The 26,061-nt window shown below is 66.6% G+C and carries 25 protein-coding genes; 15 read left to right on the plus strand and 10 right to left on the minus strand.

Annotated features, from left to right (window positions below):
- From AC1DX5_RS00100 to AC1DX5_RS00125, 6 genes are all read left to right on the plus strand, one after another.
- Complete coding sequence (locus AC1DX5_RS00100) at window positions 1-897, plus strand: polyprenyl synthetase family protein (protein ID WP_465172137.1); 897 nt, start codon at window positions 1-3, stop codon at window positions 895-897.
- A gap of 116 nt (window positions 898-1,013) precedes the next feature.
- The gene (locus tag AC1DX5_RS00105; protein ID WP_478014023.1) at window positions 1,014-1,592 is read left to right on the plus strand and encodes a GH25 family lysozyme; all 579 of its coding nucleotides are present in this window, start codon (window positions 1,014-1,016) and stop codon (window positions 1,590-1,592) included.
- A gap of 81 nt (window positions 1,593-1,673) precedes the next feature.
- Entirely contained in the window at window positions 1,674-2,174 is a 501-nt protein-coding gene (coaD, locus tag AC1DX5_RS00110) for a pantetheine-phosphate adenylyltransferase (RefSeq protein WP_465173875.1), read from the plus strand.
- A gap of 160 nt (window positions 2,175-2,334) precedes the next feature.
- A complete protein-coding gene (locus tag AC1DX5_RS00115) occupies window positions 2,335-3,069 on the plus strand; it encodes a peptidylprolyl isomerase (RefSeq protein WP_478014024.1) in 735 nt (244 codons plus the stop codon).
- Window positions 3,070-3,106: 37 nt separating this feature from the next.
- Window positions 3,107-4,132, plus strand: a complete 1,026-nt coding sequence (gene queA, locus AC1DX5_RS00120) for a tRNA preQ1(34) S-adenosylmethionine ribosyltransferase-isomerase QueA (protein WP_478013663.1) — start codon at window positions 3,107-3,109, stop codon at window positions 4,130-4,132.
- Window positions 4,133-4,542: 410 nt separating this feature from the next.
- Window positions 4,543-8,139, plus strand: coding sequence for a hypothetical protein (locus AC1DX5_RS00125; protein WP_478013664.1), 3,597 nt, complete (start codon window positions 4,543-4,545; stop codon window positions 8,137-8,139).
- 30 nt (window positions 8,140-8,169) lie between these two features.
- Here AC1DX5_RS00125 and AC1DX5_RS00130 read toward each other — a convergent pair whose 3' ends face one another.
- Together AC1DX5_RS00130 and AC1DX5_RS00135 are read right to left on the minus strand one after the other, a co-directional pair.
- Window positions 8,170-8,517, minus strand: a complete 348-nt coding sequence (locus AC1DX5_RS00130) for a DUF2200 domain-containing protein (RefSeq protein ID WP_465172134.1) — start codon at window positions 8,515-8,517, stop codon at window positions 8,170-8,172.
- Window positions 8,518-8,561: 44 nt separating this feature from the next.
- Complete coding sequence (locus tag AC1DX5_RS00135) at window positions 8,562-8,918, minus strand: DUF1428 domain-containing protein (RefSeq protein WP_465172133.1); 357 nt, start codon at window positions 8,916-8,918, stop codon at window positions 8,562-8,564.
- A gap of 221 nt (window positions 8,919-9,139) precedes the next feature.
- On the opposite strand from AC1DX5_RS00135, the gene AC1DX5_RS00140 reads away from it, so the two are divergent.
- Window positions 9,140-9,682: an EF-hand domain-containing protein gene (locus tag AC1DX5_RS00140; RefSeq protein ID WP_478013666.1), complete on the plus strand. Its 543-nt coding sequence runs from the start codon at window positions 9,140-9,142 to the stop codon at window positions 9,680-9,682.
- Between the two features lie 14 nt (window positions 9,683-9,696).
- Here AC1DX5_RS00140 and AC1DX5_RS00145 read toward each other — a convergent pair whose 3' ends face one another.
- On the minus strand, window positions 9,697-11,472 hold the full coding sequence (locus AC1DX5_RS00145) for an adenylate/guanylate cyclase domain-containing protein (protein WP_478013667.1): 1,776 nt from the start codon (window positions 11,470-11,472) through the stop codon (window positions 9,697-9,699).
- A gap of 290 nt (window positions 11,473-11,762) precedes the next feature.
- Between AC1DX5_RS00145 and AC1DX5_RS00150 the strand changes: the two genes are divergently transcribed.
- From AC1DX5_RS00150 to AC1DX5_RS00160, 3 genes are read left to right on the plus strand one after another with little or no spacing between them, the layout of a single operon-like run.
- The gene (locus AC1DX5_RS00150) at window positions 11,763-12,485 is read left to right on the plus strand and encodes an HAD hydrolase-like protein (RefSeq protein ID WP_478013668.1); all 723 of its coding nucleotides are present in this window, start codon (window positions 11,763-11,765) and stop codon (window positions 12,483-12,485) included.
- Window positions 12,485-13,288 carry a nucleotidyltransferase domain-containing protein gene (locus tag AC1DX5_RS00155; RefSeq protein WP_465172129.1) on the plus strand — a complete coding sequence of 268 codons (804 nt, stop codon included), beginning with the start codon at window positions 12,485-12,487 and terminating at the stop codon, window positions 13,286-13,288. Before AC1DX5_RS00150 ends, AC1DX5_RS00155 begins: the two co-directional genes overlap by 1 nt.
- 39 nt (window positions 13,289-13,327) lie before the next feature.
- Entirely contained in the window at window positions 13,328-14,233 is a 906-nt protein-coding gene (locus tag AC1DX5_RS00160) for a bifunctional helix-turn-helix transcriptional regulator/GNAT family N-acetyltransferase (protein WP_465172128.1), read from the plus strand.
- A 126-nt stretch (window positions 14,234-14,359) separates the two neighbouring features.
- Here AC1DX5_RS00160 and AC1DX5_RS00165 read toward each other — a convergent pair whose 3' ends face one another.
- On the minus strand, window positions 14,360-15,052 hold the full coding sequence (locus AC1DX5_RS00165) for a hypothetical protein (protein WP_478013670.1): 693 nt from the start codon (window positions 15,050-15,052) through the stop codon (window positions 14,360-14,362).
- 73 nt (window positions 15,053-15,125) lie between these two features.
- On the opposite strand from AC1DX5_RS00165, the gene tgt reads away from it, so the two are divergent.
- On the plus strand, window positions 15,126-16,265 hold the full coding sequence (gene tgt, locus AC1DX5_RS00170) for a tRNA guanosine(34) transglycosylase Tgt (protein WP_478013671.1): 1,140 nt from the start codon (window positions 15,126-15,128) through the stop codon (window positions 16,263-16,265).
- Window position 16,266: 1 nt separating this feature from the next.
- Complete coding sequence (locus tag AC1DX5_RS00175) at window positions 16,267-16,467, plus strand: hypothetical protein (protein WP_465175889.1); 201 nt, start codon at window positions 16,267-16,269, stop codon at window positions 16,465-16,467.
- A 16-nt stretch (window positions 16,468-16,483) separates the two neighbouring features.
- Here the strand turns inward: AC1DX5_RS00175 and AC1DX5_RS00180 are convergent, their stop codons facing one another.
- The 4 genes from AC1DX5_RS00180 to AC1DX5_RS00195 form a co-directional block, all read right to left on the minus strand.
- The gene (locus AC1DX5_RS00180; protein ID WP_478013672.1) at window positions 16,484-17,308 is read right to left on the minus strand and encodes a TIGR04222 domain-containing membrane protein; all 825 of its coding nucleotides are present in this window, start codon (window positions 17,306-17,308) and stop codon (window positions 16,484-16,486) included.
- Window positions 17,309-17,318: 10 nt separating this feature from the next.
- Window positions 17,319-17,894, minus strand: a complete 576-nt coding sequence (locus AC1DX5_RS00185; protein WP_478013674.1) for a glycine-rich domain-containing protein — start codon at window positions 17,892-17,894, stop codon at window positions 17,319-17,321.
- Between the two features lie 99 nt (window positions 17,895-17,993).
- Window positions 17,994-18,821, minus strand: coding sequence for an alpha/beta fold hydrolase (locus AC1DX5_RS00190; RefSeq protein WP_478013675.1), 828 nt, complete (start codon window positions 18,819-18,821; stop codon window positions 17,994-17,996).
- Between the two features lie 47 nt (window positions 18,822-18,868).
- Window positions 18,869-19,567, minus strand: a complete 699-nt coding sequence (locus AC1DX5_RS00195) for a pirin family protein (RefSeq protein ID WP_465175885.1) — start codon at window positions 19,565-19,567, stop codon at window positions 18,869-18,871.
- Window positions 19,568-19,670: 103 nt separating this feature from the next.
- Here AC1DX5_RS00195 and AC1DX5_RS00200 point away from each other — a divergent pair, with 103 nt between their 5' ends.
- Entirely contained in the window at window positions 19,671-20,588 is a 918-nt protein-coding gene (locus AC1DX5_RS00200) for a LysR family transcriptional regulator (protein ID WP_465175884.1), read from the plus strand.
- A gap of 54 nt (window positions 20,589-20,642) precedes the next feature.
- Here the strand turns inward: AC1DX5_RS00200 and AC1DX5_RS00205 are convergent, their stop codons facing one another.
- Entirely contained in the window at window positions 20,643-23,591 is a 2,949-nt protein-coding gene (locus tag AC1DX5_RS00205) for a TonB-dependent receptor domain-containing protein (RefSeq protein WP_465175883.1), read from the minus strand.
- Window positions 23,592-24,025: 434 nt separating this feature from the next.
- On the opposite strand from AC1DX5_RS00205, the gene AC1DX5_RS00210 reads away from it, so the two are divergent.
- Both AC1DX5_RS00210 and AC1DX5_RS00215 read left to right on the plus strand, forming a co-directional pair.
- On the plus strand, window positions 24,026-24,448 hold the full coding sequence (locus AC1DX5_RS00210; protein ID WP_478013677.1) for a hypothetical protein: 423 nt from the start codon (window positions 24,026-24,028) through the stop codon (window positions 24,446-24,448).
- A gap of 101 nt (window positions 24,449-24,549) precedes the next feature.
- Window positions 24,550-25,038, plus strand: a complete 489-nt coding sequence (locus tag AC1DX5_RS00215; RefSeq protein ID WP_478013679.1) for an EF-hand domain-containing protein — start codon at window positions 24,550-24,552, stop codon at window positions 25,036-25,038.
- A gap of 199 nt (window positions 25,039-25,237) precedes the next feature.
- On the opposite strand, the gene AC1DX5_RS00220 is transcribed toward AC1DX5_RS00215, so the two are convergent.
- Complete coding sequence (locus tag AC1DX5_RS00220; RefSeq protein WP_478013680.1) at window positions 25,238-26,044, minus strand: hypothetical protein; 807 nt, start codon at window positions 26,042-26,044, stop codon at window positions 25,238-25,240.
- Window positions 26,045-26,061 lie beyond the last annotated feature (17 nt).

The raw sequence follows: 26,061 nt of genomic DNA on the forward strand, positions 1-26,061 counted from the left end.
ATGCCCGCGTCCTTGTCGCTGCAGGCGGCGCTCACTCAGGTCGGCGCGGATGTCGACCGGCGGCTCGACGCTTTTCTCGCCATCCCCGGCGATCCCCGCGCCGAGCTTTACCGCGCGATGCGCCATGCGGCCATCGGCGGCGGCAAGCGGCTGCGCCCCCTGCTGGTATTCGCGACGGCGCGGTTGTTCGGCGTCGACCGGGATTGCGCCGGCCGGGTCGCGACGGCGATCGAATGCATCCATGTCTATTCGCTGATCCACGACGATCTGCCCGCGATGGACAATGACGACATGCGCCGCGGCAAACCGACGGTGCACAAGGCGTTCGACGAGGCGACCGCGATCCTGGCGGGCGATTCGCTCCACGCGCTGGCCTTCGAGATCCTGGCCGATCCGGCCACTCATCCCGATCCGTTCGTGCGCAGCGAGCTGGTGCTCGACCTTGCCCATGCGGCCGGCCCGTCGGGCATGGCGGGCGGCCAGATGATGGACCTGGAGGCGGAGAAAGCGAGCTTCGACCTGCCGACCGTCACCCGTCTGCAGGCGATGAAGACCGGCGCGCTGATCGCCTGCTCGGTCGAAGCCGGAGCGATCCTGGGTCGCGTCCCGCCTGATGGCCGGACGCCCTTGCGCGGCTATGCCCGCGACGTCGGCCTGGCCTTCCAGATCGCCGACGACCTGCTCGACGTCGAGGGCGACGAGGCAGCCGCGGGCAAGAAGCTGCGCAAGGACGAAGGCGCGGGCAAGGAGACCTTCCTGTCACTGCTCGGCGTCGATCGCGCCCGTGCGCAGGCCCGGATGCTGGTGGATCAGGCGATCCAGCACCTGCAGGGTTTTGGGCCGGAGGCCGACCTACTGCGCCAGATCGCGCGCTTCACCCTGGAACGCGACCGATAGGCCGATCCCGCCCACTACGGATTGGCGCGGCGCTGCTGTTCGCGGCGATCGGGCTTGGCGCCTGGTACTACGCGCCGCACTGGCACCCGTCCGAATCGCGCTATCCGCGCCAGGGCATCGACGTCTCGCATCATCAGGGCACGATCGACTGGGCGGCGCTACCCGCACAACAAGTGGATTTCGCCTATATCAAGGCGACCGAGGGCGGCGATCATCGCGATCCGCGCTTCGCCGGGAACTGGGCCGCAGCGGGCCGGGTCCGGATTGCACGCGGCGCCTATCATTTCTTCACCTTGTGCCGCTCCGGCGCTGACCAGGCCGCCAATTTCATCGCGACCGTGCCGCTCGACCCAGCAGCGCTGCCGCCGGTCATCGACCTCGAGTTCGGTGGCAATTGCGCAGCGCGCCCGTCAATTTCGGCGCTGATGGCGGAACTGGCGGCCTTTATCCGTCCGGTCGAGGCACGGTTCGGCAAGCCGGTGACGCTCTACCTCACCCGCGAATTCGATGCCGCCTACGACCTCAGCACCCGCGTGAACCGTCCCCTCTGGCTGCGCCGGCTGGTGCTGGAACCGGATTGGGCCGCCCGCCCCTGGACGATCTGGCAGACATCCAGCTTTCGCCGGGTGAGCGGCATCACCGGCCAGGTGGACTGGAACGTGATGCGGCCCGAGATGATGCGGCCCCCAATGTGATGCAGCCTTGACACCCGCACCCGGCCCCCGCAGTCCCCGTTCGCAGATCTTGCGGGCTTGGCAGAGGCAGTCGACATGACCATGCGTACCGGCGTCTATCCGGGCACCTTCGATCCCGTCACGCTCGGGCATATGGACATCATCCGGCGCGGCGCGAAGCTGGTCGACCGGCTCGTCATCGGCGTGACGACCAATCCGTCCAAGTCGCCGATGTTCGACCTCGACGAGCGCATGGCGATGGTCCAGCGCGAGGTGGCGGGGATCGGCGGGGAGATCCATGTCGTCAGCTTCGATTCGCTGCTGATGGATTTCGCCGAGCGCGAGGGCGCGAAGGTGATCGTGCGCGGCCTGCGCGCCGTCGCCGATTTCGAATATGAATATCAGATGGCGGGCATGAACCAGCAGATCAACCCGCGTGTCGAGACGGTGTTCCTGATGGCCGATGTCTCGCTGCAGCCGATCGCGAGCCGGCTGGTCAAGGAGATCGCGCTTTATGGCGGGCCGATCGGCCGGTTCGTCTCCCCGGCCGTTGCGGTGGACGTGGCCGCCCGCGTGGAGAAGATCGGCCGCAAGGGCAGCTGAGCGCGATTTCGCCCTGCCCGCCACATGAGCGCCACGGTTGCGTCGGATGAGGGCGGTTTGCAGCGGGGATGTTCAGATTGGCGCAAGCCGGGATTTGCTCTAAGCGCGCTGCAAGTCTTACGGGCCCGAAATATCGGGGCCAGGATGTTACGGGGATATGATGCGTTTTATTGCCAGCCTGATCGCGTGTGTATCCGCCCTTTTCGTCGCGGGCACGGCGACCGCCCAGAATTTGGATACCCAGATCGCGGGGCGCATGCCGCTGCCCAGCAAGGATCCGGCGAATCTCTGGTATCTCGACCTGTCGACCGGCGGCCGGGTGGTCATCTGGCTGCGCCCCGATGCCGCGCCGAAGATGGTCGACCGGGTTAAGGAGCTGACCCGGCAGCATTTCTATGACGGGCTCGCCTTTCACCGGGTGATCGACGGCTTCATGGCGCAGGGCGGCGATCCCAAGGGCGACGGTACCGGCGGATCGACGCTGCCCGACATGAAGGCGGAGTTCAATTTCCTGCCGCATGTGCGCGGCGCGGTCTCCGCGGCGCGCACCGCCGACAATGAGGACAGCGCGAACAGCCAGTTCTTCATCGTGTTCCAGCCGCGCCTGACGCTCGACCACAAATACACGGTGTTCGGCCGCGTGATCGAGGGCATGGACTATGTCGACGCGATCCAGCGCGGCGAGCCGCCGGCGAACCCGACCAAGATTCTCCACGCCTATATCGGGTCGGACAATCCGCCGGCCTATGTCGCCCCGCCGCCCGCGCCGGTGGTGGTCGCACCGACCCTGTCGCTGACCGACGCGCCTGCCGCGCCGATGGTCGTGAAGGCGCCGGCGCCGGCGGCGAAGAAGCCCGCGCCCAAGGCGCCCGCTCCAAAGGCAAAGGCCAAATAATCGGCGCCGGTACCGGGCGGGCAAAGAGGCCGCTCCCATGAAGGTCGACCTGTTCGATTTCGATCTGCCGCCGGAACGCATCGCGCTCCGGCCCGCCTGCCCGCGCGACTCCGCGCGGCTGCTGGTGCTGGACGGCGCGGATACGCGCGATCTTCACGTCACTGACCTGCCTGGCCAGCTCCGTCCGGGCGACCTGATCGTGTTCAACGACACCCGTGTGATCCCCGCCCAGCTCGAGGGCCGGCGCGGCGATGCGAAGATCGCCGCGACGCTGCACAAGCGCGAAGGCCCACGCCGCTGGCGCGCCTTTGTCCGCAATGCGCGGCGACTGCGCGAGGGCGACAGCATTGATTTCGGCTCCGGCGTCAGCGCGATCGCAAGCGACAAGGCCGAGGATGGCAGCCTGGCGCTGACCTTCGCCGGCGACGAGCCGGTCGAGCTGCTGCTGGAACGCGCCGGCCGCATGCCGCTGCCACCCTATATCGCCACGCGCCGCGCGGCCGATGCGCAGGACGCGGCGGATTACCAGACCATGTTCGCGGCGGAAAAGGGCGCCGTCGCCGCGCCCACCGCCTCGCTGCATTTCACGCCCGCGCTGATGGAGAGCCTGGAAAAGGCTGGCATTGGCCATGCCACGCTGACGCTCCATGTCGGCGCGGGCACCTTCCTGCCGGTGAAGGCGGAGGATACCGACGCGCATCGCATGCACGCCGAATGGGGCCGCATCGACGCAGCGACCGCGGCGCGCCTCAACCAGGTGCGCCGGAATGGCGGCCGCATCATCGCCGCCGGCACCACCAGTCTGCGCCTGATCGAAAGCGCTGCGGACGAGGACGGCACGATCCACCCCTTCGAGGGCGATACCGCGATCTTCATCACCCCCGGCTACCGCTTCAGGGGCGTGGACGGGCTGGTGACCAATTTCCATCTGCCCAGATCGACGCTGTTCATGCTGGTATCGGCGCTGATGGGGCTCGAGCGGATGCGGGCGGCGTACGCCCATGCGATCGCCAATGGGTACCGCTTCTATTCCTATGGCGACGGGTCGCTGTTGCTGCCCTGATTCGCGCACATACCAGCGGCCCACGTTTCGAGCAGTGCCGTGCGGCGAACGCTCCTAGAGTCTGATGACTTTACCTTTACCCGTTCGTGCCGAGTGAGACCGAGTAGCTCCGCAGGAGCGTATCGAGGGCTCGTATCGAGGCACTGTTCCGGGCGACACCTGTCTCTCGATACGCCATCTCGCTACGCTCTTGCGGAGCTACTCGATAGCTACTCGAGACGAACGGCAGGGATCTCGACCTGAAGTCAGCTCGCTCTAAGTCGGAAGAACGCAGCGGCGTCAGGTCGATACGATCCGGGCGCGCTGAGGCCGAAATGCGCCATTTCGGTTTCGAAACCGATTGCCGCCGCCGCGCGGATTGTTGCTCTATCCGGGCAGCTTCGATCCTCTCCGCGCAGGAAATTCGCCCGATGACCGCGACCACGCCCGTTCCGTCCACAGCTACCATCTGGGTCTCGCTCGACGGCGACGACAACGCTCCGGGCACCCGCTACACACCGCTGCGTACGCTGGCCGCTGCCCATGCCGCCATCCTCCGCTTCGCCGGGGAGGCGCCGCCGGGGAGCAGGATCACCATCGTGCTGATGGACGGAACCCATGAGATCGACGCACCCCTGGTGTTCGACCCGGAACTGTTCGGCCCCGACGGCCCGGACGTCCGCTTCGTCGCCGGGGGAGATGCCGCGCCGGTCATATCGGGCGGCCGCCGCATCGAGGGCTGGACGCTCCACGACGCCGAGCGCAACATCCATGTCGCCAGCGCCCAAGGGGCCCGCTCGCGCCAATTCTACGTCAACGGGCGCCGGGCCATCCGCGCCCGCACGACCATGGCCGATGGCGGCATCCCCGCCGGTTTCAGGCCCAACCCGACCACGCCCGCCGCGCCGCCGCCGGACGGCGCCCCCTATGTCATCGGCGGCGGGATCGATTACCTGCCGACCGAGCTCAACCCCGCGACCTGGCGCGATCCCGCAACGTGGCGGAAGCTCGATCAGATCGAGGCCGTGATCGACACCCAGTGGAAGACGATGCGTGTCCCCCTGCGGTCGCGCACCCTGCCCGACGGCGCCACCCCCGGCACGCTCCACCTTGCCCAGCCCGGCTGGACCAACGCCAACCTGTTCTTCACCGCCACCAAAACCGATCCCAAAGGCGTGCCCGGCATCTGGAGCCTGTGGCAGGTCACGCGGTTCGAGAATGGCTATGAGTTCCTCGACGAGCCCGGCGAATGGGTGCTCGACACCGACGAGGACCTGATCTTCTACATCCCGCGTCCCGGAGAGGATCTCGCGACCGCGGAAGCGATCCTGCCGGCGCTCGAGATACTGGTGGAGGCGCGCGGCACCGCCGAGCGGCCGGTGACCGGCCTGTCGTTCGAAGGCATCGGCTTTCGCCACGCGACCTGGCTCGATCCGAGCGGCGACGACGGCTATGTCGCCGACCAGAGCGGCTTCCACCTGCGCGGGAACCGGCACCAGCCCAACCTTACCGGGCATGACCCGCATGTCGTCCGCACGCCCGGCAATTTGCGCTTCGCCCATGCGCACGGCATCCGCTTCGATCGCTGCCGCTTCGAGCATCTGGGCGCCGTCGCGATCGATTTCGGCACCGGCAGCCAGCGCAACAGCATCACCCACTGCGCCTTCGACGACATCGCGTCGGCCGCGATCCAGATCGGCGGCATCGACCGCCGCGACTTCGAGCCGACCCCGGCCGATCACACGCGCGACACTGTCGTCACCGACAACCATATCCGCCGCACCGGACGCGACTATGCCGATTCCGCGGCGATCTATCTCGGCTTCACCACCAACAGCCTGGTCGCGCACAACAGCATCAGCGAGACGCCCTGGGCGGGCATCGCGCTGGGCTGGGGCTGGGGATTGCTTGATCCGGGCAGCTTCCCCGGCATCTCCAACGCGGTCTCGGGCATGTGGGGCCTGCCCGCGCCGCGAACGGTCAATTGCGGCAACATCGTCGCCAACAATCACATCTCGCACTTTCTCGAGACATTGTGGGACGGCGGCGCGATCTATTGCTGCGGCTGGCAGGGCAATTCGTTCGACGACGCTTTGCGGATCGAAAACAATGTCGCCTGCGACAAGCGGCCCAAGGGCGGCGGGAACATCATCTACACCGATGGCGGCAGCCGTTTCGTCAAGGTCACCGGCAACGCGCTGTTCGACAATGCGATCGGCGCGGTCGATCTCGGTCCCCCACCGCGACCGGGCGATCCGCTTCCCTATATCGCGACGCCGAGCAAGCTCAACGGCATCCCCTATGGCGGCGACATCGGTGGCTGCCGCACTTATGGCGACATCCATTATGCCGGCAATTACTGGGCGGCGGGCCTGATTCCGATCGAGGAGGGGCTGATCGACCTGGCCGAGCTCGCGATCACCAAGATCTTCACCGGCGAGGCGGTGGACACCTATTCGCCGCAGGGCTTTTTCGACATCTGCCCCTATTCGCAGGGCGGCGTCTCCTATCCCACCGGCCTGGTGTTCGAGGATAACCACAAGCTCCCGTTCGGCCGCGCCTCGGTTCCAGCCGCAATCCTCGCCGCCGCGGGCGTGCGCGGCGGCGGGGGCGACTATGTCGCGACCGGGCGCGCGCCATATGGCGGCGGCGCCGCCTTCCCGCCGCTCTATCCCGGCCCGAGCTGGAACGTGCCGCGCGTCTCGCTTCCCGGCCTGTTCGGCATGCAGAAACAGTTCGCCCAGGAATGGTGGTATTATGTCGGCATCGCCGAGGACGATGCCGGGCAGCGTTTCGGCCTCCAGCTCGAGATCGGCCGCTTCGCGCTCGGCGGCACCCAGCTGTGCCTGGGCCTGACCGGCATCGGCTGGCGCGACGGCGATGGTGGGGACCACTATCTCAGCGGCGAGGGCATCGGCTTCGGTGCCGCGCTCGGGCGGCCAACGCTCGCCTCGGCGGTGATCCCGCCCGTCGGCGACCAGGCGTATAGCGCGCATTTCCGGCCGCTGGTCGAGATCGTCGGCCGCTCCGACGATCTGTCGCGCGACTTGCGGTGGAATCTGCCGCTGCTCGGCACCAGCAAGGGCTGGAAGTTCGACTATCTCCAAAGCGCGTCACAGGGTGCGCCGGTCGGGACGCCGGGATCGCGCTATGGGCTCGCGGTGCAGGGCCGCGGCTATGTCACTGGCGCGGACAGTGCGGTCACGCGGCCGGCCCACTATGCGGTCGACCTCACCCTCGCCGATCGCCGCGGCACGGTGATGGAAGGGCTCTCCGGCTATGTCGGCCCGTCGATGTTCGAGAATGATGATATCGGGCTGAGCTCTTACGAATGCGCCCAACCGGTGCTCCGCATCGAGCGCGGCGGTATCACGCTCGACGACCGCGTCCATGCGATCACCGGGGGCACCCTGTGGCTGGACCGCCAGATGATCGCGAAAGCCGCCGGCGACGGCACCCCCACGGCGAGCGTATCGGCGGCGCTGCGCGGCCAGACGCCGTCGCCGCGCGAGCTCTATCTCGGGGACTGGATCGCCGTGACACTCGACGACGGGCTGTCGCTGGCGCTCGCCCTGTTCTGGCAGCCATCGAACCCGCAATGGATCACCGGCACGGCGGTGGGCAGGCCGCCCAAACAGGGCTTCGGCAATCTCTATCTGCCGGTCCGCGGTACCGCGCCGCAGGGCAATGGCGGCCTCGCGCTCACGCCCCGCACCGCGATGTCGGGCGACGATTGGGATTTCGACCTCAATCTGCTCGAACCCGAAGAGCCCGCGCGGTCGCCGCACTGGACGTCGCCGGCATCGGGCAAGACCTACGCCACGGCCTGGCGCATCGACTTCGCACCGCGCGCGCAGCAGCAGGGCTTGCCGTCGGTCCTGTATCTCCACACCGTCAGCGACAATTGCGAAATCATCCCCGCCACCCCGTCGGGGGCGTTCTTCGAAGGCGCGGCACTGGTCTATGCGGATCGGGAACGGCGCCGGCGGATCGGCCAGGCTTTTGTCGAGCAGATGGGGTTCAACTAGGGCTATCCACCACGCTGCATACCCGCCGGGCTAGCGAAGGATTTTCTCCATCGCCTTCCCTTTGGCGAGCTCGTCGATCAGCTTGTCCAGATAGCGTATTTCCCGCATCACGGGTTCCTCGACATTCTCCACGCGAACGCCGCACACCACGCCCGTGATGAGCGCACGTGAAGGATTCATCTTGGGCGCCTGCGCGAAGAAATCCCTGAAGGTCACCTTTCGCGCGAGCTGATCCTCCAGGCTGTCCTGGCTGTGTCCGGTCAGCCAGCGGATGATCTGATCGACTTCGGCCTTTGTGCGTCCTTTCTTCTCCGCCTTGACGACATAATGCGGGTACACGCTCGCGACGCTTACCGAAAAGATGCGGTGCTCCGTCATTTTACCTCCCAACGCGGTGAGTGGATCGCTAGCCGGACGGGCCGTCAGTCCCGGCCCACCGAAACGATCGGCTCGAAACAGCCGAGGATAAGGCGCCTGGCATCGAACGGCGGGTCCCCGGCCGAGTCCATGCGCGCGTCGTGGTGCATCTTCTCCTCGGCGGCCTGGAAATAGGCCTTGTCGGGCCAGACCTGCCAGGTGAAGACGATCTTCTCGCCGGCCTCCGCCGCGACCGCTCGGCGGAAATCGGTCTGCTTGCCGTCCGGGATATAATCCTCCCAGCATTCGACGATCTCCAGGCAACCATAGTCCCTGAAGAACTCCGCACTATTCTCGGCCCAGGCGCGATAGGCGTCGATCCGATCCCCGGGCACCGGGATGACGAGACCACAGACATACATGGCACAGTCTCCTTCCGTTATCCGCTTCAAGGCACCGTAAAATATATCATGTAATAACAGTTGTTTAACTACACGCGCCTTCGCGACCATGTCGATTCAACGCAGCGCACTCCGTCCTGAACCGCCACCATGCACACTGCCCGTCGCACGACAACCTATCCCCCGCCGCCGGATTCCGGCTATCGGATTCTACAACTCCGATGAGCGAGCGTGCCGGTCCCGTGAAAGCCCCTTCCACAATCCCTCTGTCGATCCTTGCCGGCGCGCTCCTGGCGGCGCCGGCCGCAGCGCAGGACGCGCAGCAAAGGGTGCCGATCACGCTCCCGTCCGGCGGCAGCCCGCCGATCGGTTCGTCGACTGGCCAGCCGCCCGCCACGATCGTCGCCGAGCCCGTCGCGCTGATGATCGCCGCCTGCGATGCCAATGGCGACGCGAAGGTGACGCGGGCCGAACTCGACGCATGCGTGAAGCGTAGCTTTGCAGCGGTGGACACCGGCAATGCCGGATCGATCGGCTATATCGGTTATAGCGACTGGGCGCTCTTGTGGCTCGGCGATCGCAACGCCCTGCCGAGTCCCTTCACCATCGACACCGATGGCGACAATCGCATCACCCTGGCCGAGTTGCAGGCGCAGTTCGCCACGCTGTTCGCGCGCTTCGATACCGACAAGGACGGCGTGCTGACCCGCGCCGAGCTGCTGACGATCAAGGCCATGGCGATGGGCGACCGCCCGGACCCGCGCGGCAGGAAACCGAAGAGATAAGCTCTGGGCACGCGTCACTTGCTGGCGGTCACCCAGATCCCGGTCCAGTCCTTCCCGGGCGGGGTTTCGCGAAAGAGGCGGACGCGTTGCTCGAACAGCGCTGACGGCGCGTCGCCGGGCGCGATCCGCCGGCACGCGGCGAAGCGGTCCGCCGCCACCGCCCAGTCGCCCGCGCGATAGGCCGCCAGCCCCGCCTCGAACAGGTCGCGCAGCTCCAGCAGACCGGGCTCGGTCCGGCCGGTTTCGCCCAGCAGTTCGAAGATCCGTATCGCCTCGCTCTTGCCGACCGCGGCCATGATATCGATCTCGCGCACCTCGATATGCGCGCGCACCCGGTCGATCGTCGCCTCGTCGGCGAGGATGGTCGTGCCATAGATCTTGTTCGCGCCTTCGAGGCGCGACGCGATATTGACGGGATCGCCCATGATCGTGAACGACTTTGACCGGGACGACCCGATGCTGCCGACCACGACGTCGCCCGTCGCCAGGCCGATGCGGATGTTCACCTCGGGCGCCCCTCGCCGCAGGCCGAGCAGTTCGGGCAGTTCCGCCTGCAATGCGGTCACCTGGCGCCGCTGGGCGAGCGCGGCGCGGCAGGCGGCCAGCACAGGGTCGCCCTGCGTGAAGGGCTCGCCCCAATAGGCCATCACGGCATCGCCGATATATTTGTCGATCACGCCCTGATTCTCGTGGATCGGCTCGGACGCCAGCGAGAGATAGCGGTTGACCAGCTTGACCAGCGAGGTCGGCGTCAAGGTCTCGGAGATCGCGCTGAACCCCTGAAGGTCGGAGAAGAACACGGTCATGTTCCGCCGCTCGCCCGCTTCGAGCACGGCGCGGTCGTCGCCGAGCAGCCGGTCGACCACGCGCGGATCCATGTAATTGCCGAAGGTCTGCCGCATCGTCACCTTGCTGCGCAGCTCGCCGACCATGTCCGAAAAGGCGTTGGTCAGCTGCCCGATCTCGTCGCCCCCGGTCACCGGCAGGGTCACGTCGAGATTGCCGCGCCGCACCTCATGCGTGCCCCGGATCAGCCGGTGGACCCTTCCCACCATATGGCGGGTGAACAGGAAGGACAGCAGGGATCCCGCGAGGAAGGCGATGATCGCCAGGATCAGATTCTCCTTCGATGCCAGCAGCGATCGGGACATGGTCCTGCCCTCGCCCGCTTCGCCCGCGGTGGCCAGCGTGCCGGTCTCGCGGGTCAGGCGCTCCATCGCGCCGATCAGCGCGATTTCCTGTTGCTGCGTGTGCCGCTCGAGCAGATCGATCTGGTCGCGCGGCGTGCCGGGCGCCGGGCTCAGCAGCGCCTTTACCGAGGCCTGATAGCGTTGATGCTCGCGCTTCACCGCCTGCAGTTCCAGATCCAGCCGGCCCAGCGCCACGGCGATATCGGTGCGCGTCGTCCGGGTTTCATAGGCGGCGATGTGCCGCGCAAGCGTGGCGATGCTCGCACCGACATGATCGGACAGCGCGGCGAAGCGGCTCGCCTGCTCCTTGGCGCGCACCGGATCGTTGATCTGCGGGCCGCCATAACGCAGCGCCCGTTCGACCGAGAGCGCTTCAGCCGACGCGTTCTGCGCGAGATCGTTCAATTCATGGTCGAGCGGCTCGACCACGTCGGTGAGAAGGTGGGTCTCGTCGCTGGCCAGGCTGACCTGGACGAAGGAATAGACCGCCGCCGCCAGCATCAGCAGGAGCAAGGTCACGCTCAAGCCGATATATTTCTGCCCCATGGAGAGGCCGTGCCTCGTCGAAACGGCCTCGTCCGGGCCGGCTTTCTCGGCCATCCTTCGCTCCCCTGGCCTTGGACACCCGTTCCGACGGGGCCGGCGAACAGTATCAGGCGGGAGACCGGGCCGTGCAATGAATATGGTTGGGATATGGTGGGATAATCGCTCCTTCTCCCTGGAGGATCGATTCACCTAAAACCGTGCAACGGCTATCGCCACGCGGTTCGATTGCGCTATCGCTTGTGCGCCCATGGCACCGCCACCCTGCTGACCCGTGAAAAAGGCCTCCGAGATGCGCATGCCGATCCTCACCGCTGCTGCGCTTGCCCCCAGGCCAAGGCAGTAGCGTGAACTACTGCTCCACTCCGGACGGCCACAAAGGCATCACGGCAAGCGCGGAATCGCGCCGCTATCGCCTGGTGATCTTCGATTTCGACGGCACGCTGGCGGACAGCGGCGACTGGTTCCTCTCGATGTCCGACCAGCTGGCGCAGCGCTTCAGCTTCCGACGGGTCACCCCCGAAGAAGTCGAGATGCTGCGCGGCCGCACCAGCCGTGAAGTGATTCGCTATCTCGGCATCCCACGCTGGAAACTGCCCGGGATCGGCCGCTATCTCCATGCGCGGCTTGCCGAACAGACCGACAAGATCGCGCTGTTCGACGGCGTCGAGCCGCTGCTCCGCGACCTGGCCGAGGCGGGGTTCAAGATCGCGCTCGTCACCTCGAATTCCGAGCCGAACGCGCGTGCCATCCTCGGCCCGGCGAACGTCGCGCGGATCAACTGGTTCGAATGCGGGGCCTCGCTTTTCGGCAAGGCCCCGCGTTATCGCAGGGTGCTGCGCCGCGCTTATGTCGAGCCCTATGAGGCGATCGCGATCGGCGACGAAACCCGCGACATTTCCGCCGCGCGCAAGGCCGGGGTCACCGCCGGCGCGGTGCTATGGGGCTATGCCCATCGCGAGGCGCTGGTGAACGCCGCGCCAGACCTGTTCTTCGAGCATCCCGACGAAGTGTCCCGACTGCTGCTCGGCGGCGCCTGTGCGAGCGGCAGCGAGCAGCGGCAGGCCTGATGCGGTCGATTCCCGGTGATTTCGACGCGGCGACCGTCGCGGCGATCGATGGTCGGCTCGAGGCGATCGTGCGCGACGAGCGGGTCTCGATGCCGCTCGCGATCGAAAGCGGCAGCCGCGCGTGGGGCTTCGCCTCGCCCGACAGCGATTATGACTGCCGCTTCCTGTTTGTCCGGCGCCGCCAGGATTATCTGACGCTCTGGCCGCAGCGCGACGTGATCGAGACGCCGCTCGACGGGCTGCTCGATGTCAATGGATGGGATATCGCCAAGGCGCTGCGGCTGATCGTCAAGGGCAATGCGGTCGCGATCGAATGGCTGCGCTCCCCGATCGTCTATCGCGGTGATCCCGCCTTCCGCGATGCCCTGCTCGCCTTTGCCGACGCTTATGCGCCGTTGCCGTTGATTCGGCGCCATTATCTCCATCTCGGCCTGCAGCAATGGAAGCGCGCGAGCGACGGGGATGGAATCGCGATCAAGCGGCTCTTCTACATCCTGCGCCCGGCCGCGGTGCTGCGCTGGATGCGCCACCACCCCGACGCCACGCCGCCGATGCATTTCCCGACCCTGACCGCCGAATGCGAACCGCCGGCGCAGGTCCGGACGATCATCGCCGATCTCATCGCACGCAAGGCGGAAACGCGCGAGCTCGGCCTGGCACCGATGCCCGCCGAGATCGAAGCGTTCGTCGAGGCCGAATATGCCATCGCTGAAGCGGAGCCGAAGGGCGTGATCGACATGGGATCCCAGGCAGCGGCGGACATGATTTTCTACGAGATGCTGGAGCGCTTCGCACCTCCGTGATTACTTGACATCGTCAAGTATCAGTCGCATCAAGGGGACATGGACTCGACCATTCCCGCGCTGCGCGCGTTCAACCGCTTCTATACCAAATTCTCCGGCGCGCTGGATCAGCGCTTCCTCGGCAGCGCCCTGTCGCTCGCCGAAGGGCGGCTGCTCTATGAGATCGCGACCCGCGACCAGCCCGTGGCGACCGACCTGCAGGAGGTTATCGGGCTCGACGCCGGCTATGCCAGCCGGATGCTGCGCAAGTTCGAGGCGAGCGGCTGGATCGAGCGCGGCCGCGGCGAGGACGCCCGGCGCCGCCCGATCTCGCTGACCGCAGCCGGGCGCGAGATGTTCGCCGATCTCGACAAGCGCCAGCGCGAGGTGCTGGAACACCGCATCGCGCCGCTGGCCGAGGCGGACCGGCGCGTGCTCGTCACCGCGCTCGACACCGCGCGCGGATTGCTCGGCACCAGCGAAGCGGCGGGTTATGATATCCGCACCTTCCGCGCCGGCGACATGGGCATGATCACCGCGCGCCAGGCGATCCTCTATGACGAAAGCCATGGCTGGGGCGCCCCGATGGAGGCGCTGCTGGGAGACGTCACCTCGGCCTTTCTCCGCGACTATCAGGCCGACCGCGAGCAATGCTGGGTCGCCGAAAGCGGCGGCGTGATGGCCGGCTCGATCTTCGTGGTCGATGTCGGCGACGGCGTCGCCCAGCTTCGCCTGCTCTATGTCGAGCCCTGGGCGCGCGGCATGGGCATCGGCGGCGACCTGGTCGGCCGCTGCGTCACCTTCGCGCGCGACGCAGGCTACAAGACCTTGCGGTTATGGACTCACAGCGTGCTGCTGAGCGCGCGGCGCATCTATGCCGGCGCCGGGTTCCAGATCGTGAAGACCGAGGTGCATCACAGCTTCGGCAAACCCGAGCAGGGCGAGATCTGGGAGCTGGCGCTCTAGGCTTTTTCACTCTTCCCCGGCGAAGGCCGGGGTCCAGTTGGGGAAGGCCCATTGGCTGGCGCTGCGCGTCATAACTTCAGCCTTCCCGACTGGACCCCGGCCTTCGCCGGGGAAGGCGAAAGGAATTCAGCCGATATGCACCGCCAGCCAAACCGTCGGCGCGCCCTTGGCGGTATAGGTCACCCAATGCCGCTGCCCGCCCGCGATCGTGAGGTGATCGCCGGGCTTCAGCGTCACCGCCACCGAATCCTCGATCCTGATCCCGGCCTCGCCCTGCAACAGCATGACCCATTCGTACTGTTCCTGCACCATCGGCTCGTCCTCGGGCGTCGCCTGACCGTTCGACACGATCCGCTCGATGCGTACGCCCGGACGGTCGAGCAGCTCGGTAAAGGCCTCGGCACGCTTGGCGGCAGGCAGCTTCGCGAACAGGTTGGCGACCGCGACCTTGAATTTCGGCTTGGGTTTTGCCTTTGGTGCCGGCTTCGGTTTGGGGGCGGCCTTGGGTTGTGGCTCAGGCTCAGGCTCAGGCTCAGGCTCAGGCTCGGGCTCAGGCGGCGGCGCCACCTTCTTCCGCGCCTTTATCGACCCCGCCGAACTCTTCCATGTCGCCCGCTCCACGTCGCGCAGATAGGCCTCGACCTCCTCCGCGCTCGCCTCCAGCCCCTTGTCGCCGATCCCCAGCATCGGCTTGTCCGCCGCATCGACCAGCCCAAAGCGCCCGAAATCGCCGCCCGGCTTGCGCCTGCGCGACGTCTTCAGCTTCAGCCCGCGATGCCGCGCCATCTCGCGCAGCTTTTCCGTCCGTTCGTCGGCCATGATGGCGCAACGTCTAGGCCGGCGAAGCGATGCGTGTCGACAGGCGCCGACTTCCGCCGCTAGAGGGCAGGCCATGTCCCCCCGTTTCGACTTCACCATCCACGCCACCGACGGCAAGGCCCGCACCGGCGAGATCGCGATGCGCCGCGGCACGATCCGCACGCCCGCCTTCATGCCGGTCGGCACCGCCGCCACGGTCAAGGCGGTGAAGCCGGCCGATGTCCGCGCCGCCGGCGCCGACATCATCCTCGGCAACACCTATCACCTGATGCTCCGCCCCGGCGCCGAGCGCGTCGCCCGGCTCGGCGGGCTGCACGGCTTCATGGGCTGGGACCGCCCGATCCTCACCGACAGCGGCGGCTATCAGGTGATGAGCCTCAGCGACCTGACCACCCGGTCCGAGGACGGCGTCACCTTCAAGAGCCATCTCGACGGATCGCGCCACACCCTATCTCCCGAACGCTCGATCGAGATCCAGCGGCTGCTCGGTTCCGACATCGTCATGGCGTTCGACGAGCTGGTACCGACCACCTCGACCAAGGAGGTTCAGGCCGCCGCCATGGCCCGCTCGATGCGCTGGGCGAAGCGCAGCCGCGACGCCTTCGACGGAGGCGGCGCGCACGCCGAGGGCGCCGCGATCTTCGGCATCCAGCAAGGCGCGCTCGACGAACAGCTCCGCGGCGAAAGCGCCCGGGCGCTGACCGATATCGGCTTCGATGGCTATGCGGTCGGCGGTCTCGCGGTCGGCGAGGGCCAGGCGGCGATGTTCGGCTGCCTCGATTTCGCACCCGGCCAGCTCCCCGCCGAAAAGCCGCGCTATCTGATGGGCGTGGGCAAGCCCGACGACATCGTCGGCGCGGTCGAGCGCGGGATCGACATGTTCGACTGCGTCCTGCCCACGCGCTCCGGCCGCACCGGCCAGGCCTTCACCCGCACCGGTCCCATCAACATCCGCAACGCGAAGTTCGCCGAGGATACCGGTCCGCTCGATCCGGCCTGCCCCTGCCCGGTCTGCAACACCTGGAGCCGTGCCTATCTCCATCACCTCGTGCGTGCGGGGGAGATTCTCGGCGCGATGCTGATGACCGAGCATAATCTGTGGTTTTATCAGGTCTTGATGGCCGATCTTCGCGGCGCGATAGCGGACGGGCGGATCGCGGCCTTTGCCGATGCGTTCAGACGGGACTATGCTGGCCCGCCCAAGGGAGAGTGACTTGGCTACCGACGACCAGGACGACACCAACGAGATTCTCGCCGAGACCCGCGCCGCCAAGGAGCAGCGCGAAGCCGCGGCGGCGACCGGCGACGCCGCCAAGGCGAAGCGCTGGCCGCTGACGACGATCGGCCTCGGTATCGGGTCCGCCGCCGTCGTCGCTGCGCTGCTCTACGCCAACCGGTCGCGCCAGAAGCGCTGACTTGCGCGGCCGGCGGTCACCCGCCGCAACCGCCGCAGCCGCCACCGCCGCACCCTCCGCCGCCGCCATCGCTCGAGCCGCCGCCGCTGTCGCCCGAGCTCGCGGTGCGCAGCGTGTGATAGTCGCCCAGCCCCGATCCGATCAGCACGCTGGTGCCGAACAGCGCCACCGCACGGTCGGTCTCGTCAGCGGTCGGCGCGCGCCGCAGCCGTTCGGCATCGTCCCGGGCCCGGTTCAGCACCTCATGCCCGCCCCGGGTCCGTCGATCGACCGCGACCCAGCGGATCACCGCGAAGACCGCGGTCAGGATCAGCAGCAAGGTCAGATACCCCACCGGCCGGTCGCGTTCGACCCCGACCAGCAGCTTGATGCTGCCGAAGACCAGCAGCAGCAGATAGGGCAGTGTCTGCCAGAAGCGCATCTGCAAGGTCAGCCCGTCGTCCATCATCAGGCCCGCCGCGACCAGCTTGCTCCGCACCGGCTGGGCATAGGGTTTCAGCGCCATCTCGATCACCGGCCAGCGCACCTCGCCGGGGATCGCCAGCACGCTGCGGTCGGCGGGCGTATCGCCCCCGCTGCGCGCCGCGACATGGAAGCTCTTCTTGCCGATCAGGACTAGCGCCCGCGCCGCCAGCAGCCGGGTCACCACCGCGTCGGCGAAGCGGGTCGCGCCGCCCGCCAGATAGGCGAGCTGCCGCGTATCGGTGACGCGGGCCGACCGCCCGTCAGGCCGCAGCCAGCGCGGAATGATGAAGCCCGCGACGATCACCGTCGCGAACAGGATCATGTAGAGTTGGAGGAACGGTTCGGCAGTCAGGTCGAAAGGTCCGAGAGACATCATCAATGCTCCTCTACCGTGACACCACAGACGCAAGGACCGCCGCTGCCAGCAGGATCGCGAAAAGGAACAGCAGCGCCGTGCGCCTGGGGATGATGAAGGCGTCGCGCGGGTGGACCCGGCGCGCCCTGGGATCGTCGATCAGCCGTCGCGCGCCGCCCGGCCAGATGTCCGCCGGCGGCGCCTCGCCGAAGACGCCTTCGTAGCGCTTCAGCGTTTCGGCATATTGATCGAAGAAGCGGCCCCGCTCGCCCGCGCCCCCCGCGGTCGGGCCATGATGCAGCGGGCGGCCGAGGATCTCGGGGCAGAAACGCTCCCAATAATCCCGGCTATAGGTCAGGTGCAGGTGCCAGGCCTGGTCGACCGCGTCGGAGGGTGTCACCTCCGTCTCGCCGGTGACCGCCAGGAAGCAGAATTTCTTGTACTCCCCGATCACGCGCCCGGCATGAGCGAGGCTCCAGCCATTCTCGCGCGCCAGCCGCGCCGCGAAGGAGAGCGCCGCATCCTCGGGGCCGATGATATAGGGGAAAAGCGAGGCCCAGACCGGGTGATCCGGGCAGGTCGTGGGCAGACGATTCGTCTCGCTCATCTAAAATCCCACTAACATGGTAGGCTTTAAGATTCAATGACCGAGTATTGATGACAACAAGGCGCGCGGCGGGGCTTTCGCTCCGCCGCGCGCCGTTGTTCAGCCCTGGATGAACGCGAGCAGGTCGGCGTTGATCACGTCGGCATGCGTCGTCGGCATGCCGTGCGGATAGCCCGGATAGGATTTCAGCACCGCATTCTTGACGATCCCGGCGGACACCTTGCCGGTCGTCGGGAACGGCACGACCTGATCGTCTTCGCCGTGCAGCACCAGGGTAGGCACCGCGATCGCCTTCAGATCCTCGGTGAAGTCGGTCTCGGAGAAGGCGGCGATGCCGGCATAATGTGCCAACGCGCTGCCCATCATACCCTGCCGCCACCAATTGTTGCGGACTGCTTCCTTGATCTCCGCGCCGTCACGGTTGTAGCCGAAAAAGGGCAAGGTGAAGTCGTAGAAGAACTGCGCCCGGTTGGTGGCGGTCTGGTCGCGGACCATGTCGAACACTTCCATCGGCACACCGTCCGGGTTGCTCGCCGTCTTCACCATGATCGGTGCGACCGCGCTGACCAGCACTGCCTTGGCCACCCGGCCGGGCTTGGCTCGGGCAACATAGCGCGCCACTTCGCCGCCGCCGGTCGAATGGCCGATATGGATCGCGTTCTTCAGGTCGAGCGCGTCGGTCAATTCGATCACGTCGCCGACATAGGTGTCCATGTCGTGACCGGTGGCCGACTGGGTGGAACGGCCATGGCCGCGGCGGTCATGCGCGATGACGCGGTACCCCTTGGCAAGGAAGAACATCATCTGCCCGTCCCAATCGTCCGAGCTGAGCGGCCAGCCATGATGGAACATGATCGGCTGTGCGTCCTTGGGGCCCCAATCCTTGTAGAAGATCTCGGTGCCGTCCTGGGTGGTGATGGTGTTCATGGTCATTCTCCCTTGCTGAGGTCAGTGGTCGTGGTTGGTGGGCAGGTTCAGGCAGCGTCGACGAGCACGATTTCGGCATCCTCGATCGCGGTGACGCGCAGGCTGGTCTCGTCGCTGATCGCCGCGCCGTCGCGGGCATCGATGCGCACGCCGTTGATCTCGACCGCGCCCTTGGCGGGCACGAGATAGGCATGGTGCCCGGCGCCAAGCTCGTAGTCCGCCGTCTCGCCGGCCTTCAGCGTCGCGCCGAGGATGCGGGCGTCGGTGCGGATCGGCAGGGCGTCGCCATCGCCCTCGAAACCGCTCGCCAGGGTGACGAACCCGCCCGAACGATCGCCCTTGGGGAAAGGCTTGGCACCCCAGGACGGTGCGGCGCCGCGTGTCTTCGGCTCGATCCAGATCTGGAAGATCCGGGTGGTGCCGGGTTCGCGATTATATTCGGAATGGCGGACGCCCGACCCGGCGCTCATCACCTGCACGTCGCCCGCTTCGGTGCGGCCGATATTGCCCAGGCTGTCCTGGTGAGTGATCGCCCCGTCGCGGACATAGGTGATGATTTCCATGTCGGCGTGCGGGTGCGGCGGAAAGCCCGTGCCCGGCGCGATCGTGTCGTCGTTCCACACCCGGATCGGGCCCCAGCCCATGCGGGCGGGATCATAATAGCCGGCGAACGAGAAATGATGCTTGGCATCGAGCCAGCCGTGATTGGCACCGCCGAGGCTGGCAAAGGGGCGACGATCGATCATGGTATATCTCCTTGTAAAAGCGGTGGGTTGCTTCGTTGGGGACAAAATGGCGTCAAAGCCGACTTGACGAAATAGAAACGTTGGCATCTTATCATTGCCGAAAATGACACGTCGCCTGCCCGACCTCGAAGCTTGGGCGATCTTCGCCAAGGTCGCCGAACTCGGCTCCTTCGCGCGCGCCGCGCAGGAGCTCGGCCTGTCCAATCCTACGGTGTCCAAGGCGATCGGCCGGCTGGAGGCGCGGCTCGGCATCTCCCTGCTGGCGCGCACCTCGCGACGCCTGTCGCTCACCGAGGGCGGGCGCAGCTCGCTCGAACGCGCGATGCGGATCCTGCGCGAAGGCGAGGCGCTGGAGGACGAAGCGGCCGAGCAACTCGCGATCCCGCGCGGCCGCGTGCGCATCAGCGCCCCGCTTTCCTTCGGCATCGGCTATATGGCGGCCACCCTGCCCGACTTCCTTCAGGCCTATCCGGACGTGATCCTGGATTTCGCGCTCAGCGACCGGCAGGTCGATCTGGTCGCCGAGGGTTTCGACCTGGCGCTGCGTATCGCGCGCCTCGGGGACTCGTCCCTGCTCGCGCGGCGCCTCTGCACCGTTCGGCTACTCCTTGTCGCGTCGCCGGCCTATCTCGACGCGCGGGGCCGCCCGACGCATCCCGCGCAGCTGCGCGACCACCGCGCCCTTGCCTATACCGGCGGCGCCACCCCCGGCTCCTGGCGCTTCGCCCATCCGCAATTCGGCGAGGAGGTCGTCCAGCCGCCGGTCGCGATGTGGACCGACAATGCCGATATGCTCGGTCCGGCACTGGTCGCCGGTCAGGGCATCGCGATCCAGCCCGAATTCCTCGTCTGGCGCGAGCTCGGCGAAGGCACGCTCGAAATCGCGATGCCCGACTGGACGCCGCCGCCGCTGGCGCTCCACCTGATCATGCCGCCCTCGCCGCTGCGGCCGCTACGCGTCCAGGCAGTGATCGATCATCTTGCCGCAGCGCTGGCCCATGCTCCCTGGGCCTGCGACTGACACAAAAAGGGGCGGCTCCTCGCGGAACCGCCCCGTGTCAGAAATACGAACGGATCAGAAGGAGAAGTTCGCCCCCGCCTTGAACGTCCGCCCGATCAGGCCGGCATAATGCCAGCTGGTCAGGAAGTTCGGCGCGCTGGCATAGGCGCCGGGYGCGATCGGTGCCCGGGCGTTGAACAGATTGCCCACGTCGACGAACAGCGTGAACTTGTCGTTGACGCGCGCCTGTGCATTCAGGTTCGTATTGATGAAGCTGTGGATATAGCAGAATTGCGCGCCCTTTGCCGTGTCGCCGGTGGCATACTGGTTGTTGAGCGTGCAATCGTCGCCCACGCGTTCGTCATTGGCGATCGACTTGATCCGGCCGACATAATAGGCCGTCGCGGTCAGCGAGAAATTGCCGACCTCCAGCGTGTTCTGCCAGTTGCCGCGCCATTTCGGCGTGCCGTTGCCCGACGAGAGCTCGTACGGCCCTAGCGTCCCGGCGAATTTCTGGACGCCGGTCGCCGTGTGCAGATCATATTGCAGCACGTCGGTCACTTCGAGCCGGCTGGTGAAGCGGATGCCGTCGCTGATCGGGATCCTGGCGGTGGCCGAGAAATCGATGCCCGAGGTGATCGCATAATTGGCGTTCACGAACGGCGCATTGATGATCAGCACGCGCGGCAGCGCGTTGGGGAACAGCGGATCGGGCGCGTCGACGACGTTGACGGAATAGCCCGGCCCGACCGCCGCGACCGCGGCGATCGCCTCGGCCAGGGTCGACTTGCTGTAATAGGCGTTGCGCGCATCGCCGGTGGCCGGACCGGCGACGATCAGGTTCGATTTCTTCACGTTGTAATAATCGACCGTGAAGCTCAGCCAGGACACCGGCTGGAAGATCCCGCCCGCGGTGAAGCTGCGCGAGGTCTCGGGCTCGAGATTGGGATTGCCGACCAGGCCCGAGCCGAGCTGATAGGCCTGGGCATAGGGGTTGGTGTTGCCCTGGACCCCGCCATGCACCGCCAGGAACGACGCCGGCGGCGTGAAGGTGGAGAAGCCGGCAAATTGGCTGAGCGGGTTGCTTTCGGCAAAGGTCGGGGCGCGGAAACCCTGCGAATAGGTGCCGCGGATCGCCAGTTCCTTGATCGGCGTGAACTTGAAGCCGACCTTGGGCGAAAAGTGGCTGAACCCTTCCGAATAATGGTCGTACCGGCCCGAGGCGGTGAGATCGAGGATGTCGAGCACCGGCGCGTCGATTTCGAAATAGCCGGCCGAGACGGTGTGCTTGCCGAACGCCGACGAGGTGGTCAGCGTATAGGTGTCGAGCCGCGCATTCTGGTTGTTGTTGGTCAGCGTCTCGCGCCGGACTTGGCCGCCGATCGCGAGCTGCAGCGCACCGCCCGGCAGTTCGAGCAGCGACTTGGTGATCGACGCGTCGAGCGACACCATCGACGAAGTCGAGGGCGTGGTGACGTTGGGCGAGACGAAGCTGCGGGTCGCCGCGCTGTTCAGCGAGGGGTCGACGAAATTATACGCACCGGTGTTGATCGCATTGAGCAGGTTCGGGATGTTGATGAAGCCATATTGCGTGATGCTCAGATTGTCCTTCGCGCCGACCGCGTCGACGCGCCAGTCCCACCCGCCTTCGAAGCTGCCGCGCAGGCCGGCTGCGCCGCGGATCACCTCGTTGCTGCGGTCGCTGCCCGCCTTGATGTCGCCGAACAGATAATAGATGCGCGCCGCGCCGTTCGCCGGATCATTGGCAAAGGCGGCCGCATAGGGGTTGTTCGGGTTGAGGCGGCGGTCGGCGGCGGTCGCGCAATTGGTGCCCGTGCCGCAGACATAGACCGGCAGCACGATGCCCGGATTGCTCGAGGCGAGCGCGGGGGCCCCGCCGAACGGCTGCGTGGCGCGCAGCGCGCGCGGTGCGTTCAGGATGCTGACGAAGTCATGCGAATAGCTGCCGGTGATATAGGCTTCGATATTGTCGCTCAGCCTTATGCTCAGCCGGCCGTTGAACGCATAGCGTTCCTGCAATGGCTGGAGCTGGAAATATTCGTCGACCAGGTCGTGCTTGCAGCCCGTACCGCGGGCCGCGCCCGTCGCGACGGTATAGCTGCCGCGCGCGCAGTTGAGGTTCAGCGACGTGTAGTTGCTATAGGCCGACCCGTTGGGTTGCAGGCCACTCGCGAACAGCGCCGTGCCGCCCGCCAGCGGATTGTTCAGATCGGTCTGGTTGGTGCGGACCACGACGGCGTTCGGCGTCGCGGTGGTCAGCGTGCTGTCGGCGGTGTTGTTGTCGAGGCCACCGATCGAGCTCAGGTCGGTCGTGTTGTACGGGAAACCGCGGCTATGGTTGGTCACCCGGCCGTCGCGCTGATATTCGCCGTTGACGTAGAAATTCCAGCCCTTCTCGGCATAGTCGCCATAGCCGATCGAGAGGTCGGCGCGCTGATGCCCCGCATCGCCTTCCTGCGCCACGCCGGCCGCGACGCTGCCGGAGATGCCGGTGAACTGCTTCTTCAGGATCAGGTTGACCACGCCGCCGATCGCGTCGGCACCGTAGGTCGAGGACGCGCCGTCCTTGAGCACTTCGACGCGCTCGATCAGGCTGAACGGGATCGAGTTGAGATCGACATAGGCATTGTGGCCATCGTCGTTGATCGGGAAATTGGTCGACCGCAGGCCGTCGATCAGCACCAGGGTCGAGGACACGCCGAGGCCGCGCAACGAGACGGCGGCGCCGCCGGCGCTGAACCCGCTCTGGAAACCGGTGCCGATCGAGCCGGCGCTGTCGGCAGAGACCGATCGGATCGCGTCGTTGACGGTGGTGATGCCCGCCTTTTCGAGATTGTCGGCGGTCAGCACGGTGACGGGCGACGGCGTTTCGGTGTCGGTGCGGCGGAACAGCGATCCGGTCACCACGATATCGGGCGCGTCCGCTGCCTCGGCCGACTGGTCGGCGGTGTCGGCAGGCGCAGTCTGCGCAAAGGCCGGCGCCGCCGCCACGGCGATGAGCATAGCAATAGGAGCCGCGCCTGCCCGCAAGCGCGAAAGAGTATTTACTGACATTGGAACAGATTCCCCGAGTTACGCACTTTAGACGTGCAGCCTGTTCGGGGGTGCTATTACACGCCCCGGATGATAATAGGCTGTAACTTGCAGGAACTTTTGTAAAGTGTCCGCTCTGCTCGATTCCATCTTGTGTTGCAGGGTTGCAATACTGATTCGGAATGTGGTCGCCGTAGATTTACAAGCCATTTGGGCAGCGCATCGCGGCGCGGCGCCGATCGAGGGGCATTTCCCCAAGGGCAGGAGCGTCAGGGCAGACGATTGCCAGTCCCCACCGCGTTCAATTTGCCGTCATAGATTTTTCGCAAGGGCGACGCCGCGTCACTACGCGCGCCGACACGCTCTCGCTTGCGTCGCGGCCGTCGCGCCCTACCATCGCGCCGATGCAGCAGCTCGCCCCCGCCTATCTCTCGACGCTCGCCACGCAGATCGGCGCGTTGAGCGCGTTTCTCGGCGGGTTCGCCGCGACCTATCTCGCAACCTTCCTCACCGCCGGACAGCGGAGCCGGCCGGCGGCCGCGGCGATTGTTGGAGCGGCGGTTTCCGCGGTGGGCTTCATCGTCGCCGTGGTCGGCTCGACCATGTTGATCGCGGCGCTTCATCCCGACGCGCCTGCGCACGCCGCGCACCTGGCCGGCACGGCACAGATTGGCATGACGCTGAGTTTCATGCTGGCGCTGCTGGCGTTGTTGTTCAGCCTGGGCGCCAGCGGCTGGACCCGGTCTCGCGCGATGGGCTGGACGACAAGTATCGCCGCGGGCATCGCCACCCTGATCATCATCTCTTTCCTCGTGCAGACCGGCTGATTTCCCGGCGCGTTCACGCTGCGGATAGCTTGCCGCGCCTATCGCATGCCCGGACATGCCCCGTGCGCCGGTCCCACCGGCGCGCCCGTGAAAGGAATATCATGCGCCCCATCGCTCTCGCCGGAACGGCCGCGCTCGCCGCCATCGCCCTCGCGCCGCCGCTCGGCGCCCAGGGGAAGACGACCGGCCCCGTGACGCGCGCGCAGGTCGAGGCACAGGTCAAGGAGGTGTTCGACCGCGCCGATACCGACAAGGACAATTTCATGAGCCGCGCGGAGTTCGGCAAGCGCATGGGCGCGGTGCTGAACCGCACGCCGCCGGGCACCCCCGGCGCGCCGACGCGGGAAGAGGCGCAGAAGATGCTGAACGCCGCGACCGCCGCGTTCAACGCGGTCGACGTCGACCATGACGGCAGGCTCAGCCGCAAGGAGGCCGGCGCCCGCGCCCTGGCGGCGTTCGACGGCATGGACACCAATCACGACGGCATCGTGACCCTCGCCGAGAAGCGCGCGGCCAACGACAAGGCAGTGCAGATCGGCCCGAATGGTCCGGGCGCTCCGGCAAGCGCGCGCGCTATTCCGGGCCGTTAGAGTAGCTTGCATTAAATCAGAGCCACCACCACCCGTTCGTCCTGAGTAGCCATCGAGGTGCCGCGCAGCGGCGTATCGAGAGGGCGTATCGACGGACAGGTTCCGCGCGACAACCTGTCCTTCGATACGGGCTCTCGATACGCCTTCGGCACCTCGATCCCTACTCAGGACGAACGGATCAGATTTAACGCTCGCCGCTCTAAAGCCTCGTCCTGCCGCCGGACAGAGGAACGGTTCGGGGCTGCGGATCGGGCTCAGGCCGTTCGGGGACGGCCTGGCGATCGGTACTTCCCATCATGCGGGTGATCGTGAAAAGCGCTCGTTGCGGTGTGGCGACGAAGGTGAACTCGGCGCCCTTGATCGCCCCCGCCCCACGCCCGGTCGCGTCCATCGGAAAGACGAAATCGTCGCGCTGGAGGCCATGGGTGGAAATGGTTTCCTCACGCACCCGGACCTTGTCCCCGTCGGTACCGAGAAAAAGGAGACGTTCCGCGGGATTTCCATCCGACTCGATCCCTCCAACCTCGGACGTCACGGTAGGATCCGTATCCTTTACCCGGCGCGTCCAGATGGTGGTGAAGCCGTTGTGAATCGAGTTATCGACGAACCATTCGCGTTCCCCGGACTTGCTGACTCGCAAGCCGACCGTATCGCCGGGCGCGATCACTGAACCCAGCAGACCGTGCGACGCGGTGAAAGCATTGTCCCTGGGCGTAAAATAGGTCCAGCGCCCATCCGCGCTCCTGCCCGCGCTCACCAGTACGACACTGTCGATCGAAAAGGCGAAGGGGAAGCCCATGGAGCCTTTCATGCTGCTTTTGAAAGGTCGGGAAAGTCGCAACGCCATCACCGGCACCACCCCGACCTCGACATAAAAAGCTTCGCCCGGGGTGACCGCCGTGATGGACCCGACGGTAGACGAAACGAGGCGACCCGACTGCGGTGCGCCCAGCGCCGATACGGCTGGTGCCATCGCCAGCACCGTCGCCAAGATGATGATGCGCATGTCCCCCTCCGTTCCTC

Source organism: Sphingomonas sp. P2_B6, assembly GCF_056404755.1.